The organism is Sphingobacterium alimentarium, assembly GCF_004342685.1.
Lineage (GTDB): Bacteria > Bacteroidota > Bacteroidia > Sphingobacteriales > Sphingobacteriaceae > Sphingobacterium > Sphingobacterium alimentarium.
Genome location: NZ_SMBZ01000010.1, coordinates 22,585 through 40,406 on the forward strand (window position 1 = coordinate 22,585; position 17,822 = coordinate 40,406).

The 17,822-nt window shown below is 38.2% G+C and carries 16 protein-coding genes; 6 read left to right on the forward strand and 10 right to left on the reverse strand.

The window, feature by feature from the left end:
• Window positions 1–18: 18 nt before the first annotated feature.
• Window positions 19–705, reverse strand: a complete 687-nt coding sequence (locus EDC17_RS05380; protein ID WP_132777124.1) for a hypothetical protein — start codon at window positions 703–705, stop codon at window positions 19–21.
• A 514-nt stretch (window positions 706–1,219) separates the two neighbouring features.
• Entirely contained in the window at window positions 1,220–1,798 is a 579-nt protein-coding gene (locus tag EDC17_RS05385; protein WP_132777125.1) for a PhnA domain-containing protein, read from the reverse strand.
• 136 nt (window positions 1,799–1,934) lie between these two features.
• On the opposite strand from EDC17_RS05385, the gene ypfJ reads away from it, so the two are divergent.
• A complete protein-coding gene (ypfJ, locus tag EDC17_RS05390; protein ID WP_132777126.1) occupies window positions 1,935–2,798 on the forward strand; it encodes a KPN_02809 family neutral zinc metallopeptidase in 864 nt (287 codons plus the stop codon).
• A gap of 50 nt (window positions 2,799–2,848) precedes the next feature.
• On the opposite strand, the gene EDC17_RS05395 is transcribed toward ypfJ, so the two are convergent.
• Window positions 2,849–3,829 (reverse strand): long-chain-fatty-acid--protein ligase, encoded by a 981-nt coding sequence (locus tag EDC17_RS05395; protein ID WP_132777127.1) that lies wholly within the window; start codon window positions 3,827–3,829, stop codon window positions 2,849–2,851.
• A gap of 168 nt (window positions 3,830–3,997) precedes the next feature.
• Window positions 3,998–4,741, reverse strand: coding sequence for a 3-oxoacyl-[acyl-carrier-protein] reductase (fabG, locus tag EDC17_RS05400; protein ID WP_132777128.1), 744 nt, complete (start codon window positions 4,739–4,741; stop codon window positions 3,998–4,000).
• Window positions 4,742–4,982: 241 nt separating this feature from the next.
• Here fabG and EDC17_RS05405 point away from each other — a divergent pair, with 241 nt between their 5' ends.
• The 3 genes from EDC17_RS05405 to EDC17_RS05415 all read left to right on the forward strand — a co-directional run bounded on the left by EDC17_RS05405 (window position 4,983) and on the right by EDC17_RS05415 (window position 8,362).
• On the forward strand, window positions 4,983–6,476 hold the full coding sequence (locus EDC17_RS05405) for a malate:quinone oxidoreductase (protein ID WP_132777129.1): 1,494 nt from the start codon (window positions 4,983–4,985) through the stop codon (window positions 6,474–6,476).
• Between the two features lie 190 nt (window positions 6,477–6,666).
• Entirely contained in the window at window positions 6,667–7,275 is a 609-nt protein-coding gene (gene pnuC, locus EDC17_RS05410; protein ID WP_132777130.1) for a nicotinamide riboside transporter PnuC, read from the forward strand.
• 1 nt (window position 7,276) lies between these two features.
• The gene (locus EDC17_RS05415; protein WP_132777131.1) at window positions 7,277–8,362 is read left to right on the forward strand and encodes an acyl-CoA dehydrogenase family protein; all 1,086 of its coding nucleotides are present in this window, start codon (window positions 7,277–7,279) and stop codon (window positions 8,360–8,362) included.
• A 205-nt stretch (window positions 8,363–8,567) separates the two neighbouring features.
• Here EDC17_RS05415 and EDC17_RS05420 read toward each other — a convergent pair whose 3' ends face one another.
• The 6 genes from EDC17_RS05420 to EDC17_RS05445 form a co-directional block, all read right to left on the reverse strand.
• Complete coding sequence (locus tag EDC17_RS05420; RefSeq protein WP_132777132.1) at window positions 8,568–9,344, reverse strand: hypothetical protein; 777 nt, start codon at window positions 9,342–9,344, stop codon at window positions 8,568–8,570.
• Between the two features lie 3 nt (window positions 9,345–9,347).
• Window positions 9,348–10,343 carry an LLM class flavin-dependent oxidoreductase gene (locus EDC17_RS05425; protein WP_132777133.1) on the reverse strand — a complete coding sequence of 332 codons (996 nt, stop codon included), beginning with the start codon at window positions 10,341–10,343 and terminating at the stop codon, window positions 9,348–9,350.
• Window positions 10,344–10,433: 90 nt separating this feature from the next.
• Window positions 10,434–11,618 carry a THUMP-like domain-containing protein gene (locus EDC17_RS05430; RefSeq protein WP_132777134.1) on the reverse strand — a complete coding sequence of 395 codons (1,185 nt, stop codon included), beginning with the start codon at window positions 11,616–11,618 and terminating at the stop codon, window positions 10,434–10,436.
• On the reverse strand, window positions 11,611–12,879 hold the full coding sequence (locus EDC17_RS05435) for an aspartate kinase (protein WP_132777135.1): 1,269 nt from the start codon (window positions 12,877–12,879) through the stop codon (window positions 11,611–11,613). Before EDC17_RS05435 ends, EDC17_RS05430 begins: the two co-directional genes overlap by 8 nt.
• A gap of 13 nt (window positions 12,880–12,892) precedes the next feature.
• Window positions 12,893–13,705, reverse strand: coding sequence for a DUF3298 and DUF4163 domain-containing protein (locus tag EDC17_RS05440; RefSeq protein WP_132777136.1), 813 nt, complete (start codon window positions 13,703–13,705; stop codon window positions 12,893–12,895).
• Between the two features lie 35 nt (window positions 13,706–13,740).
• Window positions 13,741–14,430 carry a YggS family pyridoxal phosphate-dependent enzyme gene (locus EDC17_RS05445; protein ID WP_132777137.1) on the reverse strand — a complete coding sequence of 230 codons (690 nt, stop codon included), beginning with the start codon at window positions 14,428–14,430 and terminating at the stop codon, window positions 13,741–13,743.
• 92 nt (window positions 14,431–14,522) lie between these two features.
• Between EDC17_RS05445 and EDC17_RS05450 the strand changes: the two genes are divergently transcribed.
• Together EDC17_RS05450 and EDC17_RS05455 are read left to right on the forward strand one after the other, a co-directional pair.
• A complete protein-coding gene (locus tag EDC17_RS05450) occupies window positions 14,523–15,440 on the forward strand; it encodes a DUF4296 domain-containing protein (RefSeq protein ID WP_132777138.1) in 918 nt (305 codons plus the stop codon).
• Window positions 15,437–17,818 (forward strand): endonuclease MutS2, encoded by a 2,382-nt coding sequence (locus EDC17_RS05455; RefSeq protein ID WP_132777139.1) that lies wholly within the window; start codon window positions 15,437–15,439, stop codon window positions 17,816–17,818. Before EDC17_RS05450 ends, EDC17_RS05455 begins: the two co-directional genes overlap by 4 nt.
• Window positions 17,819–17,822: the final 4 nt, after the last annotated feature.

The window sequence follows — 17,822 nt, forward strand, 5'->3', positions numbered from 1 at the left end:
AATAAGTTTCCTTTCCTGCTATTTGGATTGCAGGTAGATTCTTCGCAGACTTTGAAAATTATTAATGAATGAAGCTTCATTGGTCCGAATAATATTCTCAATGTTTTTGTGTACAATATCAATTTGATTAATATTCAAAACAGTAGAATTGTTGGTATTCAGTAAAGTATCATTTTTAGCACGAAATATTCGGTCAAAAAGACGCTGCTTCTTGAATACAATGGTATCGGCATTGGACAGTGAGTTGACTGTAGTATCATTCAAAATTCGGTTTATTGCTGAATCGACGTTGAGTACTGAAGAGCGCTGAACCGTTCTTAAGTCGGAGCTATTCTCCGGCAATTCCTCCTCCGAAAAAAGAATTAGATCTTCTATTTTCTTTTTTAAATTAATGTATTCCAAGGAAAGCGATTGATCCAAAATGGCTATTTCTTTTTGCGCTTTTTGATTTTCCTGAGGTGGTAATACCGTATCCAAGGAATGGATGATTTGACTAAGTGTGTCTAGCTTAATTTGATAGGCTTTCAGATTGGCTTCGTCAAAGGAGTTGGCATATAAACTGAATAAATTGTCTACTTCCGAAAAGGTCGAAAATAATTTGTAAAGGGTAGGGGAAGATTTCGAATTATTGGCGTATGCCATATTCAGCCGATCTTCTACTTCGTTGTATTGTCTATATTGTGAGATGAAAATACTACAAAGCATGATTAACGTTATTATTATCACAAATAATAATAAATACCTTAATTGTGATGTTTTTCTAATTGGCACGATACTCTTATAGTTATACGCAAAATATATTAAAAATAGTTAGTAATGTTAGCGAGATTTAATAATTGAACATGAGCCAAATAACCATTTAGCTATGAGAGGATTCACTGATATTCATGCAAATATCCCGTTTTGAGCTAAGCTGCACTGCTTAAAATAATTCTCTTTGCAAAATATATTTAAGGAGAGTTGTTTTTGAGTGTGTTATTGTTTGATTTGTAGGTAAATATGCTTTAATTTAATTCTTTATAATGTTTCCGGTGATTAATATTGATGAAGAAATAGGACATTTAGGTTTTCTTCATACTTTAAATTTAAAAGAGAAGAAATTTTGATTATTGATTGATAAATTCTAAAGAAAATAGGGGTGAGTCCAGAAAAGTGGCATAAATAAAGCGAGCTGTCAAATGTACAGCTCGCTTTATTTTGTATAAATGACCAAAAAAGTTTAGCCCTTTCTTAAATATTTGGTGAGGATAACAATAGTTTGTCCATCGATTTTTCCTTCTATATAATCTGTATTGTTTGGATCTAAACGAATGTTTTTCACTACGGTTCCTAATTTAGCATTTACTGATGAACCTTTCACGTCTAGAGTTTTGATGAGTACCACGGTATCCCCTTCGTATAGGCGTGTGCCGTTTGAATCCTGATGAAATTCTACGGTCGCATCTTGTTCATGATCGCCTGTCTTCTTAGCCCACTCCAATGTTTCATCATCCAAATACAATATGTCCAAATTGTCCGTTGCCCAGCTTTCATTACGAAGTCTGCTCAACATCCGCCATGCCATCACCTGCACTGCTGGATGCTCAGACCACATTGTTTCACTCAATACTTTCCAGTGGTTGGCGTCAATTTGTTCAGTCTTTTCGATTTGGGACTTACAAGTTTGACATACATATACGCTATTATCAGCATTTGTAATCGACACCGGCGGAACTTCATATACACTAAGATTGGATGTGCTCGTGCACAACTCACATTGGCTGCCGCTTCTTGCTTGAAGTTGTTTTTCTAAACTCATGATAGGTTAAAATAAAAAGCCAAAAATACGAATTATCCCCGATATATGTCGGATATGTTATTTTGGTCAAGTTCTTTTCGCTTTTGGTAAGGAATTTGTAATATTGAATTAAAATTAATAATCAAATATATAAATTATGAAATGGCAAGGAGGTCGCAAAGGAGGTAACATCGAAGATAGACGTGGTATGTCTGGCGGAACAAAATTAGCTTTTGGTGGTATTGGTGGAGTAATTGTATTGTTGATAGGCTTATTCATGGGAGGAGATCCCGGACTGCTATTGCAGCAAATGCAAGGAGCGGGAGGATTGACTACAGAGCAGGGAGAATATCAATCCACGCCCGAAGAGGATCGTCTGATGGAATTTTCCGAAATTGTGCTAACAAGTACGGATGAGGTGTGGACTCATTTATTTAAGCAAGCAGGTCAAAATTACCAGAAGCCTACGCTACTCGTGTATACAAATGCGCACGAAACAGGTGGTTGTGGGGTTGGGCAGTCGGCATTCGGTCCATTCTACTGTCCCGCAGATCAAAAAGTGTATTTGGACTTAAGTTTCAACCGCGAGCTAAATACAAAATTCGGTGCTAAGGGTGAATTTGCTTTGGCTTATGTCATTGCGCATGAAGTAGGTCATCATATTCAAAATCTGACCGGTGTATTGGGGCAGACAAATGCCATGCGTTCTAAAATGCGCGAACGCGAATACAACAAAATTTCGGTAATGACTGAGCTGCAAGCTGACTTTTATGCTGGTGTGTGGGCGCATTATGTCAATAAATTAACCAGTATAGAGCTGACCTATGACGATATCGTGGAAGGGATGCAAGCCGCAGCGGCTGTAGGTGATGACCATATACAGGAACGTACTCAAGGTTATGCTAATCCTGAGTCGTTCACCCACGGATCCTCTCAACAGCGTATGTATTGGTTTAAAAAAGGTTATGAATCCGGCGATCTCAATGCCGGCAATACGTTTAATGATCCAAGTCTTCAATAATATAGTGTAATACCAAGTAAGGCGGAATCGGGAGGTTCCGCCTTACTTGCTTATTGGACTAATAAGTTGCATCCTCGAATATCAGCATTATCAAACCTTCCTAGTATTTCAAATGTATGATCGGGATAGATTTTACCCAGGTCTTGTGTAGCTATAAATGCGCAGGAGTGAATATTGGCTAGGTCAATGACATTAATAGCACCCGTACTGCTGTTGTGGATTAGACTTAGCGGATCATTGGTGTCACGTATTAAAATTTTCATCCAAGGTGGTGTTTGGAAAATCCCTTTGCCATAAGAATATCCTTGAGAAAGGAGCTCTGTCATCCCATATTCAGAGTGTATGGATGAGACACCAAAACCTCTGCACAATATATCGTGAAGCTCTTCTCGAATCATTTCCTTGCGTTTGCCTTTCATCCCACCAGTCTCCATCACGATTAACTCCGGAAAATCTATAGGGTACTTTTCAATAAAGTCCAGGAGCGCGTAGGTCACTCCGATTAATAAGGTTTTTGTGCCTTTCTGCTTTAATCGAAGTAAAATGTCATGAAGTTCTGCGTGATTATACAGGAAATAGTTGCTTTCTGGCTGCCGAGATGAATTGATCAAATCATCTACCATGTAAATAAGCGATGACCCTTCTCGTTCTAAGTAGGATGGGAGGAGTGCTAAGAGGGCTATTTCTTCCACATTGCCATAAAATTGCTCAAAAGCCTTTCTAAAACTTGTTTCGTACCATTCCAAATCATAAACATGGTGTTGACTGCTGATCATACCCGTAGTACCTGAGCTCGTAAAAGTTATTTGAGGTTGATTGGGTAATGTTGAAACAGTTTGTGTTTTGAAAAATTGTATAGGCAGAAAAGGTATTTGTGTGTAATGATGGATAGCCGAAATGTCAATATTTAGATGCTGTACATACTGCGCATATACGTTGTTATTTTCAAGTTGGTATTGAAAAACTTTCAAAGCAATTTGATTAAAATCATCTTCGTTGCGAATGGAGAATACTAAATCTTTAGCTATCATAGTGCGCAAATATAAGTATAAAAAAAGCGTCTCAAATTTTTGAGACGCTTCCTATCATTTTATTACAATAATAAGATCAGTGTATAATTATGATGTGGAATCAGTTGAGGATTCCTAAACTTTAAGTGTTGTTTATACTTCGCTCAACAAGACATCAAGAAGTTTTGGTTACACCATACCGCCATCTACAGACAAAGTTTGTCCAGTGATGTACGATGATAAGTCTGATGCTAAGAATAAACAGGCATTAGCAATGTCATCTGTCGAGCCAGCACGCTTCAATGGAATACCTGCTTCCCAGCCTGCTACTACTTGCGGATCCAATACGTCGGTCATTTCGGTACGGATAAATCCTGGAGCAATTACATTGGCACGGATATTACGTGATCCTAATTCCTTAGCTACTGATTTGGTAAAGCCGATGATTCCCGCTTTCGAAGCTGCATAGTTTGCTTGTCCTGCATTACCTTGAATACCCACAACAGAAGACATGTTAATGAACGAACCTTTACGTTGTTTCATCATGACTTTAGAAGCTGACTTAGTAACGTTGAAAATAGATTTCAAATTTACATTGATCACATCATCCCAGTTTTCTTCCGTCATACGTAATAATAAACCATCTTTCGTAATACCCGCATTGTTTACCACGATGTCGATAGTTCCAAAATCTGCTACTATGTCATTAATAAGTTTTTCTGCTTCATCAAATTTTGAAGCGTCTGAGCGATAACCTACTACTTTAGTGCCGAATGCTTGTAACTCTTGTTCGAGTGCTTGACCTTTTTCTACCGACGAAAGGTACGTGAAAGCCACATTAGCGCCTTGTTGAGCAAATACTTCGGCGATTTTACGACCGATTCCTTTAGAAGCACCGGTTACTAAAGCTGTTTTTCCCTCTAATAATTTCATATATAAATTTTTATAGTTTTCTATTCCCTTGACATGAGGTGGTGTTGTTGACCGAACCCTTAGCAACAAAAATACACAAATTTTGAAATTGTACTAACTTATTAAATAATGACAGTGAATTTTAAATTTTAACGTAGGTTGACTTTTTATTGATAAGTTTCAAATTATATGAGCATAAATTGACAAAATCTTTCGTTAGATAGATTTATGAATGTTAATTTTGTTGGAATTTATACTAGTCATGGGTAAGAAAAAACAAAAATCAGAAGTTGATGTAGTGCTAATTGGTGGAGGTATTATGAGTGCTACTCTAGGTACATTGATCAATGAGTTAAATCCAGATATTGATATAGAGATTTTAGAGCGCTTGGACGTGGTAGCGGCAGAAAGTTCTGATGCATGGAATAATGCGGGAACTGGCCATTCAGCTTTATGTGAATTGAACTATACACCGCAACAAGCTGATGGTTCAGTGAAAATCGATAAAGCCATCACAATTGCGGAGCAATTCGAGGTGTCCAAACAATTTTGGGCCTATTTGGTGGAAAAAGGAGTTATCAAGAACCCGGAAAATTTTATCCGCAAAGTTCCTCACATGAGTGCTGTATTTGGTGCTGATGATGTTCAGTTTCTGAAGACACGTTATGAGGCATTAACCAAACAGACGCTTTTCAAAGGAATGGAATATACAGAGGACACCGCTCTTTTGGAGCAATGGGTTCCTTTGATGATGGAAGGTAGAGTAGGTAATGAGCCTATCGCTGCTACAAAAATGGATATCGGTACCGATGTGAATTTTGGGGCTTTGACGAGAGACTTAATTGCTCACTTGGCTACGAAATCCAACATTAATATTTCTGTCAATCAAGAAGTAAAAGATATAGACCGTGAGGATGATGGACGTTGGGAAGTCGAAGTAAAAGACTTAAAAACGGGAGAAAAACGCGAAATCAAGGCCAAATTTGTTTTTATCGGAGCAGGTGGTCACTCCCTGTTGTTATTAGAAAAATCAGGTATCCCGGAGGCGAATGGCTATGGTGGTTTTCCAGTAGGTGGACAATGGTTGAGATGTACAAACGAGGAAATCATTAAAAAACACCAAGCTAAGGTGTATGGTAAAGCTTCAGTAGGTGCGCCTCCAATGTCAGTTCCTCACTTGGACACCCGATATATTGACGGAAAACAAGCTTTATTGTTTGGTCCTTATGCAGGATTTTCTACTAAATTCTTGAAACAAGGATCTTTCTTTGATTTGCCAGCTTCAATCAAATTATCTAACATCAAACCGATGTTGTCCGCAGGTTTGGATAATCTCGACTTGACTAAATATTTGATTACGGAGGTAATGAAAAAACCAAAAGACAAATTAGAGTCTTTGAAGCAATTCATGCCTACAGCAAAAATGGAAGATTGGGTTATCGAAAAAGCAGGTCAACGTGTACAGGTTATCAAAAAAGATCCTAAACATGGTGGTGTATTAGAATTCGGTACCGAGGTGGTTTCTAGTGCTGATGGTTCTATCGCGGCATTATTGGGTGCTTCACCGGGTGCTTCTACATCTGTGGCGATCATGATTCAATTATTGAAGAAGTGTTTCCCTGATAGAGCGAAATCTTCAGAATATAAAGATAAATTACGTGAAATGATTCCTTCTTGGGGGCAATCATTAAATGAGAATCCAGCACTGTGTGCCGAAGTACGTGAGCATTCGCAACGCGTATTGAAAATGGATTAATATAAGTATAAGAAACTTATGGGGTGCTAAAGTAGAGCTATAAGGCTCTACTTTTTAAGCTGAGATTATACCCAATTCCGTTGTGACGGAAGGAACCTGATCCAGGTAATGCTGGCGTAGGGATTAATTTCTACTAGCTGTAAATTATAGCATTTCCGTAAGTGTAGTTTAAAAAATATAACACACTTAAATGGAAATTATCAATCAAATTATTCAAGCCTTTCAAGCTACCTCCTGGCTGGAGCGATTCTCGGTGCTGTGTGGCATTATTCAAGTACTTTTAAGCAAAAATAATAAGGTGTCCAATTACCTCTTTGGCATCTTAGGGATAATTTCGGGTATGTATGTACTTTTCGGCGCTAAATTATATGCCGATATCGCCTTGAATATGTACTACCTCATCATGAGTATTTATGGCTGGTGGTACTGGAAAACCAACAAGATAGCGAAAGAACAACCTATAACCTCCTGCACACCAAAAGATTGGAGCATCGTATTGGCCATCGTATTTGGTGGATTTTTCATCCTTTATTTTTCGCTTATTACATTCACAGATTCTGATGTGCCTATTTGGGACGCATGGGTGTCTGCTACCGCGTGGGCAGGCATGTGGCTATTAGCTAGACGAAAAATCGAAAACTGGATTTTGCTCAATATCAGTAATGCTTTCGCTATTCCTTTATTGATTCACAAAGATCTATATCTATTTGCCGCACTGACTACATTTCTATTTACCGTAGCTATTTTTGGCTATATCAAATGGAAAGGAATTATGAAACTTGAAGCTAAAACCATATAATATGTACCTAGACGAACAAACAATAGCCGTAATCCGCGATTCACAAGCAAAATCCATTCAAGCTAAGCAATTAGTGCCCGAACAACTGGAAGTTATTTATGCGAAAAACTGGTTTAATATTTGGGTTAGCAGTAAGTATAATGGTTTAAAATTAAGTTTGTTAGATGGATTTAATTTAATCAAAGAAATAGCTTATTACGATGGTGCATTTGCCTGGACCGTCACACTCTGCTCGGGAGCAAATATGTTTTCTGGTTTTATCAATACCGATTTGGCCAGCGTTGTTTTTAGTGATCCCAAGGTATGTTTTGGCGGCAGTGGAAGAGCAAATGGAAAGGCAGTTTGGAATGGTGAGCAGTATCATCTTACCGGTGTTTGGCAATACGCGACTGGCGCACCTCATTTGACACATTTTACTTTGAATGCATTTGTTTTCGATGGGAATGCCCAAAGAGTAGATGTAGCTGGCCAGCCTGTAGTATATTCTTTCTTTGTGCCCAAAGAATACGTTTTGATTCATTACGACTGGGATACTTTTGGCTTGGAATGTACGGCTTCACATAGTTTTTCATTAGATAATGTAAGTGTAGATAAATCTTATGCCTTTGAACTAAAACCTTCAGAAAATAGGGTAGATTCTGCTTTATACAAAATACCGTTTATGACTTTTGCAGAATTAACTTTGCTCCCTAATTATTTGGGTATGTACCAACGTTTTTTGGATCTGGTTGAAAAGTACTTTTTTGATAAATCTAAAAATCCCGATTGGGCTGATAAATACAGTAAAAGTCGTTTTCGCCAAATTGATAGCTATCAACAAAAATCGGAAGGATATACTTCGAACGCTGTTTCATTAATAAACACTTTATGGCTTGAAGTAAATCAAAATCCTGATAATATTAATGCAGAACTTTTGGTAGAAATAGCATCAGAATCTAGAAGGATAGTGAAAGAAATCAGAGAATCTGTAACTGTTTTATTCCCTTTAGTAGGAATATCTGGAGCACAGAGAGATAATGAACTGAATATAGTTTTTAGGAATATTTTTACCGCGACTCAGCATAGTTTGTTGAATTTGGAAGGGTAGAGATTTTAGTAAAATTGCCCTCTATGCCGGGCAGGCATCCTACTTTTGGTCGCAAAAGTAGGCAAAACTCGACGCTGAAATCTTTTGGCTGTAAGTTTTGTGCTTCCATATGCCATTACCAAAATATTCCAAGGCGACATTTTTAGTATTTGTATAGTGTGGTGGTGTTATTGATGAATAAATTAATCTGAATTGATAGATAATTCTAACAATCAAATTGTCTGTCTCCAATATAAGTCGTGTTGTCCGAAGATAGAATAATTAAATAGCGTTCTTCTTCATAGTCTCGTGGGCTTGAAAAGATAAAATCAGGTAAACCGTCTTTGTCGAAATCCGCAATTACGACCAACTCTGTGCTCGTGTCATTATATTCTGTTTGATGGATTAGTGTCAAACCTTTTGGATATTTCTCCGAAAACAATTTTAAAGTATAATCTCCATTTGGATTGCTACCATTGTTTCCGTAAAATGTTATTCCGGAAGCCTGTAATGTGTAACTTTTGCTATTAAACTCAAATTTAAACGGTTCATTTGGCATTATCATGGCATTCGAAAATGCTACTGTATCCAATTTACCGGGTTGGATTTGTGGAATATTAAACAACAATAAAGCCTTGTTGTTTGATTCGATTACCTGTGCCGGATAGCCCGAACATGGATCCTCATTAATTTTGGATAAATAATACATAGCGTATGCGATCTGGTAAACTCCATCTTTCTTATATATTTCTTTCCATTTCGCAGAAGCTAATTTATCCTTCAATTCTGTACTATTTAATATTCTATAGGTGGCAGGAAATAAAATCACATCTTCCACTACATTTGTCTCATCAGAGATTTCTGTTTCAACGACCAAGCTGTCTGATGTTAATTCTGGCAACTCGATAACAGTAGAATCTTGTGTATTATCACTTTCATTTCTATTATTACAACTAAATAATAAAAATGTCTCCAATAAAATTATTAGTACAGAATTCTTCATCTTCTAATTTTGAATAAGTGCCTTTGCAATAATATCAAAAGCTTTCAAACGTTTTTGATTATCAAATATATAATTTGTCGTCATTATTTCATCGGCCTGGTATTCTTCCGCAAAAGTCAGCACATCTTCCCGAATTTCTTTTTCTGTACCGATGAAAGTACAGCTTACCATACTTTGCACTGCTTGTTCAATTTCTGGAATGCCGTCGTAAATAGGCTTTTCGGTAGGCGGAGATAGCGGTTTGCGCAGATTAGTCAGGATTCCGGCAAACATGTTGAATAAGCTCGTAGACAGGAAATTCGCTTCTTCGACAGTATCTGCAGCCACAATATTTACACAGATGATAAAGTAAGGCTGTTCCAAATATTGCGAAGGTTGGAATTTTTCATGATAGATCGCTGATGCCTGTCTGAGCATGGCAGGAGCAAAGTGCGCTGCAAAGGCGTATGGTAACCCTAATTCAGCCGCGAGATAAGCACTATCAGTACTTGATCCTAGAATGTAAATTGGAATGTCTAGACCTTCTCCCGGGAAAGCACGAACTTTTGCATCTACATTGTTCTCATCCAAATATTTCTGCAATTCTAAGATATCATCTTTGAAATAAAATGATGTATTTAAGTTATTTCTGCGTAAAGCCATAGCCGTCAATTGGTCGGTGCCTGGCGCACGACCCAAGCCTAAGTCGATGCGACCGGGATAGATACTTTCTAAAGTACCGAATTGCTCCGCCACGACCAATGGAGTATGGTTGGGTAACATAATACCTCCTGAACCGACACGAAGTGTGCTAGTCTTGCCAGCGATGTGTCCGATGAGTACAGATGTCGCAGAGCTTGCGATATGTGGCATATTGTGATGCTCCGCGAACCACATCCTTTCGTAGCCTAATTTTTCAATATGTTGAGCTCCTTCTACCGCACGTTCGATAGCTTCGGAGGGGTTGCTATTTTTACAAATAGTTGCTAATTCTAAAGCAGATATTTTTAGTGAATTCATAGATTTTAAAACTTGAGGGGCTTTATTGCCCTGATCTCAACGCCATAAATATACTATGAATAGGATAGAAGATTGTAAACTGAGTGTCTTTTATAAAATTTTTGAGCAATGTATGACAATGTGATTATCCGCGTAGTCTGTAACGAAATATAGAAAGTCGCTACCTCCATCTTTTATCTTAAATTTCTTACGCACCTCATCCACTTTGATGGGAAAATTTTTGGTTGCTACATTGGCTTTTCCTAAAGTGTTTAGTTTTTTGAACTCACCTAACGTATATACATTTTCGATCTGAAATATTCGTCCTAGAAAATCACTTTCCAATGTGTCGGAAGTATATAAATGGGTATGAGTATGCAGCTTAAACAAACTAAAAGCCTTTGCAACAGACTTAAAAGCACCCGCTTTGGTTAGTGCTACATCCGGATCATACAAATACTTCAATGGAGTTGATGTTTTGACCAGTGTTGTTTTTTCTTCTTGCTGGGTGAAGGAAATATTTTGTAACTGGTCGGCAGACAAACGGATCGCTGTAATTTTTGTTTCCCCTTCAAATGTGCGATCTTGTAAGAACAATAATTCTTTGCAATCGCCCTCTAAACTTATGACATACAATAGTTTGACATGCTTCAACTTTTGTAGCGCTGAATTAATATCCATCAGCGGAGATAGTTTGCAAAGGATGTAGCGCGACTTTTGAAAGAACATATCCTGCAAAGCCACGATATTAGGTTCGCAATCTTCCAACAAAAATACCTTGGCATGATTCACCCTACGGGAGGGATCAATATAAATGTAATCAATAGAATTATCTTCTTGATCTTGTACAAACTTAACACCATCCGTATGCAGCGGAACCAAATTAGCGACACCAAGCTGTTGCGCGTTATGTTTTACGATTTGCGAAAGCTTTTCATTGAGCTCGCAGTGAACGACAATTTGCGCTTCTTGCGCGAGATAACAGCTGTCTACACTGAATCCTCCTGTCACGTCGACGATTTTACAGCCTTTACGAATCAATGATTGCTTGACCAAGGCAGTATGTTCCGAAGAACATTGTTCGAGGTTAATTTTATCAGGATAATAGATATTTGGCGAATATGCCCAAGTAGGCAATTTCTTGTATGCTCGCTGCCAGCCATCAATCTGAGTAGCTAATTCGGAGGAAGAAACTTCGGCGAAAGGGCTTTTCTTGAAAGCCATAGCACCTGGATCCAACTGCCTGTTGGCTTTTATATAGTCCTGAACCTCTTTATCTAATATGCTTCTATTCATTCAAATCTTTAACCAGAATCTGACAAGTATATTGATCCTTAAGTTCGCGAATTATTTCCTTATTTACTAATACACGCTCAATAGTTTGCTGATTATAGTAGCGAATAGTGATCAATTCCAGACCTGTCTGTACAGAAACTTTGAATCTTTTCTCTAATTCTTCTAGCAGGGAATTGATGTTTGAACCTGTATTATCCACACTTATCGCAAAGCTGATGGCGCTATTGTGCATCATATTGATTTTGATACGATGTTTGTGCAATAGATTAAAAATATAGGATAAATTGTCTTCTACGATAAAAGAAAAATCACGTGGCTGTATATTGATAAAAACCTGCTCCACTTTAAATATAAAGGAGGGTACAGGCAAAGTTTGATTGGTAGTCCTTATGACGGTTCCTGCCTTATCGGGATTAAGGAAAGACCTTACATTCAAAGTTATTTTTTTGTTTTGTAAGGGTTTGATGGTTTTGGGGTGAATTACGGTTGCACCATAATAAGTCAACTCAATCGCATCGGTATACGACAATTCAGGAATGAGTTCTGTCTCTGCAAACCATTTTGGGTCGGCATTGAGTACTCCGGGTACATCTTTCCAGATGGTGATGTCTTCGGCATTCAGGCACGAAGCAAAAATTGCTGCCGAATAATCGGAACCCTCACGCCCTAATGTTGTGGTAAAATTTTCGGAAGTCGATCCAATAAAACCTTGTGTGATGACTATATATTCATCCAAAATTTCAGGCAAATCACGACGTATTCTGTCTTCCGTCAATTGCCAGTTTACTGTGGCTTCGCGGTACGTATTGTCTGTTTGGATATAATCTCGGGCATCTATCCATTGTGCCTGCATGCCGGTATGCTTGAGGTACGCAGCGATAATGCGCGAAGAAAGTATTTCACCCAGTGAAACTATCTGATCATACAAATAATCAAATGTGTCTTGTGGCTCTTCTTCGAGAATCCACTCCACTTCGACAAAAGCATTCGCTATTTCATTAAAAATAGGATGTGATGAATCCTCAAATAATTCTTGAAGAATCTGGAAATGCTCAGTTTTCACCTCATCCAAATACCCAAAATAGTCCCCATTTTGATTAAAAAAGGTGTTAATCACACTTTCCAACTTATTGGTGGTCTTATTGATAGCCGATACCACCACTAAAAGCTCGGAGGAATTATATGTAGATATTATGGAGGTTATATTTTTAATGTTGTCAGCATTCTTTACAGAAGCACCACCAAACTTAAATACTTGCATGTATTGTATTAGATTAATTTAAAGACTGCCTTATACTTTTGACGTATTTCTGTCCTTGCGGATTCAAAATGGATAATATATCCTGATAAGGTATTTCCAATTCTGTAGGTCCTTCCACGTATGGTTTGATTTCGTATTCGTTATAATAAAAAATCAAACCATTCTTGCCCAGCCCAAAGTTATAATTTATAGCAAATATTCCATTTTCAAAAAAGTATTTTTTTGAAAATGATGCTGTATCCGACAATTTTTCGTTTTTACGAAATTGTCTTTCCGCTATTTTGGTCAAGGCGGAGACATTCTCTTTATGAATGATGTCTTCCAGTTCTATTTTTTCCCTGGTTGCAATATCGAAGTTCGATAATACGGTATAGTGAATACCATGCGCTCCACCCGTATATTCATCTACCGCAGTCGACAAAGTCATGATGTCGGGAGTATTTATCCAGACCTTACTCGAAATATTCTTGTACCACGCAAAGGATACGGAGGTTGTACTACTCTCTTCGACGAATTCGTTAAATCCAAGAATGAAAGTTTCAGCAGCTTCTTCAATTTTTTCTTCACCATCCAATAGGATATAGGAACGGATAGTATCATTTAACGTTTTATCTTCGAAAAGGGGATATGAAATCTGAAAATAAGTCGTGTCGATTCTATCTCCATTTTCAATAAAATATGGGCTGAAATCTTTGTAGACTTGATAAGAATAGGCTACCGAGTCCATTTGGGCACTATCTTGTGCGGTGGATCGGGCGCTCTTATCCTTTCCTTGCGTACATGAATTACATAGAATAACCAGGAATAAGGCGAGTGTTTGAATCATTTATGATTTTGATAAATAGATGTAGGGCAAAATATTTATTTTGCTTTGAAATGTTTGATTACTCTTTTTCCGAATAGCGTACTTCCCAGACGAATCATATTGCTTCCTTGTTCGATGGCAATTTTGTAATCCGATGACATACCCATAGATAAGGTGTCAAAAGAATCTTCCTTGCGGAAATAGCTTACTTTGATGCCATCAAATAACATTTTCAATTCATAAAATTCTTCTTTGATGACCTTCTCATTATCGGTGTTGGTCGCGATGCCCATCAATCCGCGGATACGAATGTTCTCTAAAGTTGCGAATTCTTCACTTTCTAGCAACTCGATAAGCTCCACATGGTCTAAGCCAAATTTAGTGTCTTCATCAGCAATGAAAATTTGAAGTAGACAGTCTATTACCCTATTGTTTTTTGTTGCTTGTTTGTTAATTTCTTTGAGCACTTTGAGCGAATCTACGGACTCAATCATCGCGATGAAAGGAGCGATGTATTTGACTTTATTCGTCTGTAGATGCCCCACCATATGCCATTGTATATCTTTTGGTAGTTGCTCGTACTTATCTACCATGTCTTGTACCAGATTTTCGCCAAATATGCGCTGCCCAGCGTCATATGCTTCTTGAATATCTTCTAGGGGTTTAGTCTTGGAGATAGCTACCAAAGTGACACCGATAGGTTTCAATTCATTTTGGATTTCCTCAATATTTGTTGTGATGCTCATTATAAAAAATCGAATAAGAAGATAAAAAGTTTATTTTACATGTTGTACCGCTAAGAAGAGTATCATTTTGTAAATTTGTACAAATTTAAGCAATGCAAAGATTATTATACAGCATATTTATATCGTTTTTTTTGATTCTTTCTTGTGCCAAATCCAAACCTAAGGATATTATCTCTGAAAGTAAAATGACAGAGGTGCTTACACAAGTATCCATTTTGGATGGCTATCTTAATACATTGCCTTCGGATAGTGCCAAAAAGGTCATGCCTGTATTGTACGAGAAAATATTTAAGCAGTTTGATTTGGACTCCGCACGTTTCGTTCGCAATCTGGATTATTATTTTGCTGATCCCAATCTAACAGAAAAAATCTATTCAAATGTGAGTAAAGAACTGACGGTGTATGACCGAAAGTTCAATGCTGAAGATTCGATACGACAAGTTTTTGTGCAAGACAGCTTAAATCGCCATTATTATTTCCAACGTATTTATGATCGTCAACAAGTTATGCGCTATTATAATTCAAGTGATACGTTATACACCAATTATTATGCATTCAACCGACGAGTGATTCAAGAATCTCCATTAGATTTCTTAAATCATTATCTAAATATGGTGCCTGTAGATGCAACTCATTTGGCAATTATAGACTCAGTAGCTTCAGGGAAATATAATAAGTTGGAATACTTACTGGTGTACAATGATACTACTGCACATCAGGATGCTGAAGTGGCAAATTATAAACGGAATAGCGAACTTTTCTTGCAAAAATTGAGACTACAAGAAGCTGTTACGGGAACATTACCTACTGCTTCACCACGCTACCATCCGGATGATATGTTCGAAAGAAATGGTCCGCAGCCGCAAGAAGTGCCAGCTCAGGAAATTCCCCAACCTACGGAGGAATTTATCAGTGATACGTCCAATAATGTGAAACTGGAACCTAGACCTGATAAACAAATTAATGAGCGAATGGTTAAACCTGTAAGAAGAAGAGAATTACCTCAATGATATACCCGCAAAATGCAATAGATAAATTAGGCTTCACGGAAATCCGGGAATTAATCAAGGAAAAGTGCTTAACGGAAGCTGGACGCTTGATGGTCGAAAAGATCCAACCGCAGGTTAAGGTGGATCAAATTGATCGTTTTCTGCGCCAAACACAAGAGTTCAAAGCGCTGTTGCTGCATGATGAACCGCTTCCGGTAGATCATATTTACCCAATCAAACCTTTGGCCGACAAGGCTAAGCTGGAAGGTGCTTTCTTGAGTGAAGATGAGCTACATCGCATGTTGTTAGCACTTCGCACTGTGTTTAATATCATCAGGTATTTCAATGATCGTGAAGGACAGTATGCGAATCTGGAGCTGCTGTTTGAGCATTTGCCTATTGAGAAATCCATCGTGCGTTCGATCGAAAAAGTATTGGATGAACGAGGCCGATTGAAGAATAACGCTTCACGATTGTTGGAAGCAATTACACATGAGATTGCCAAATCAGAACAAGAGGCACGTAAACGGTTAGACGCTGTATATAGACAGGCTCAAGCCAATGGATGGACAGGAGATGGTAGCCTCACGATTCGCGAGGGAAGACTTTGTATCCCTATTCTCGCTGAAAATAAAAGAAAAATCAAAGGCCTCATTCATGATGAGTCTGCAACCGGACAAACGGCTTATATAGAGCCAGAAGAGGTTTTTCACTTAAACAATAGAGTTAGGGATTTGGAGTTTGATCGTCGTAGAGAAGTGATTCGTATCTTGACGGAATTGACTACAGAGATTCGTCCTCATGTCCCTTTGCTGTTGGCATATCATGGACTTATTACCAAATTGGATTTTGTACGCGCGAAGGCATTATTTGCGATAGATTTGCAGGCCGAAATGCCTATTTTGGATAAAGAAGGTAGTATCAATCTGATTAATGCTAGACATCCTATCCTGTATTTGAATTCGGTGAAAGATAAGCAAGAGGTTGTGCCTTTGAATATTAAAATCGATTCTACCGATCGCATCATATTGGTCTCTGGCCCAAATGCTGGAGGTAAATCCGTATGTATGAAGACAGTAGGGCTTTTGCAGTTGATGGTTCAATCTGGCTTATTGATTCCGGCGGACGAACGTTCTTCATTAGGTGTTTTTAAACAAATATTTGCAGACATAGGAGATGACCAGTCTATAGAAAGTGATTTGAGTACGTATTCGGCACACCTTTCTAAGATGAAACATTTTACCACTTTTGCCAATGCGCGCACCTTGGTGCTCATAGATGAATTTGGTACGGGGACAGATCCACAATTTGGTGGACCAATTGCTGAGGCGGTCCTCGAACAATTGAACAAGAAGCAGGTGCGCGGAGTTATTACGACGCACTATTCAAATTTGAAGGTATACGCCAGTCATGCAGAAGGGTTGGAAAATGCATCTATGCTATTTGATAACCAAAAGATGCAACCTCTATATATTTTGCAAATCGGCAAGCCCGGTAGTTCTTACGCTTTCGAAATTGCTCAAAAAATTGGTTTGAGTGATGATATATTGCGCGCAGCCAAGCAAAAAATAGGAGTGCAGCAGAAGAAAGTGGATACGCTTTTGGTCGATTTGGAACGGGATAAGAAAGAAATTGTGGATACAAAATCTGCAATTAATAGGCGAGAGAAAGAACTGATCGAATTAAAGGCGAAATACGAGAGCTTATCTACGGATATCGAAACCAACAAACGCGAAATCATCCGTAAGGCTAAAGAGGAAGCCAAGATAATCCTTAAAGATGCCAATAAATTGATTGAGAATACGATCGCGGATATTAAGTCGGCGCAAGCTGATAAAGATAAAACGAAGGAAATTCGGGCAAAGCTTAATAAAAGTCTGGAACAACATAGCACCGCTTTACAGAAGGATAAAAAAATAGTCAAACCTGCCGCTACTACCATTTCTACAGAATTAGAAGTAGGGGATTGGGTAAGGATTGAGGATTCGGGTTCGGAAGGCGAAATCTTGGAAATCACCAAAAATAATAGTTTGATACTCGCGCTCGGCGAACTGCGTACCGTAGTGAAAAAGAATAGGGTGACGAAACTAAGGAGTAAGGAAAAATCCAAAGCAAAAAAACGTCAAACGTCGATGTCTACGGAGTCTGCAGCGGATTTTTACCCGGAATTGGATGTACGTGGCATGCGTACCGAAGACGCCCTGCACAAAATTGAATTGGTGCTAGACAGAGCAGTCATGATTGGATATCCGACCTTGAAAATAATTCATGGCAAAGGCGACGGTATCTTACGCAAATTTATTCGCGATTACCTGCGTAAATATAACCATGTGAGTCGATTCGAAGATGAAAATGCAGACCGGGGAGGTGACGGAATTACATATGCTTATATAGGCTAAAATT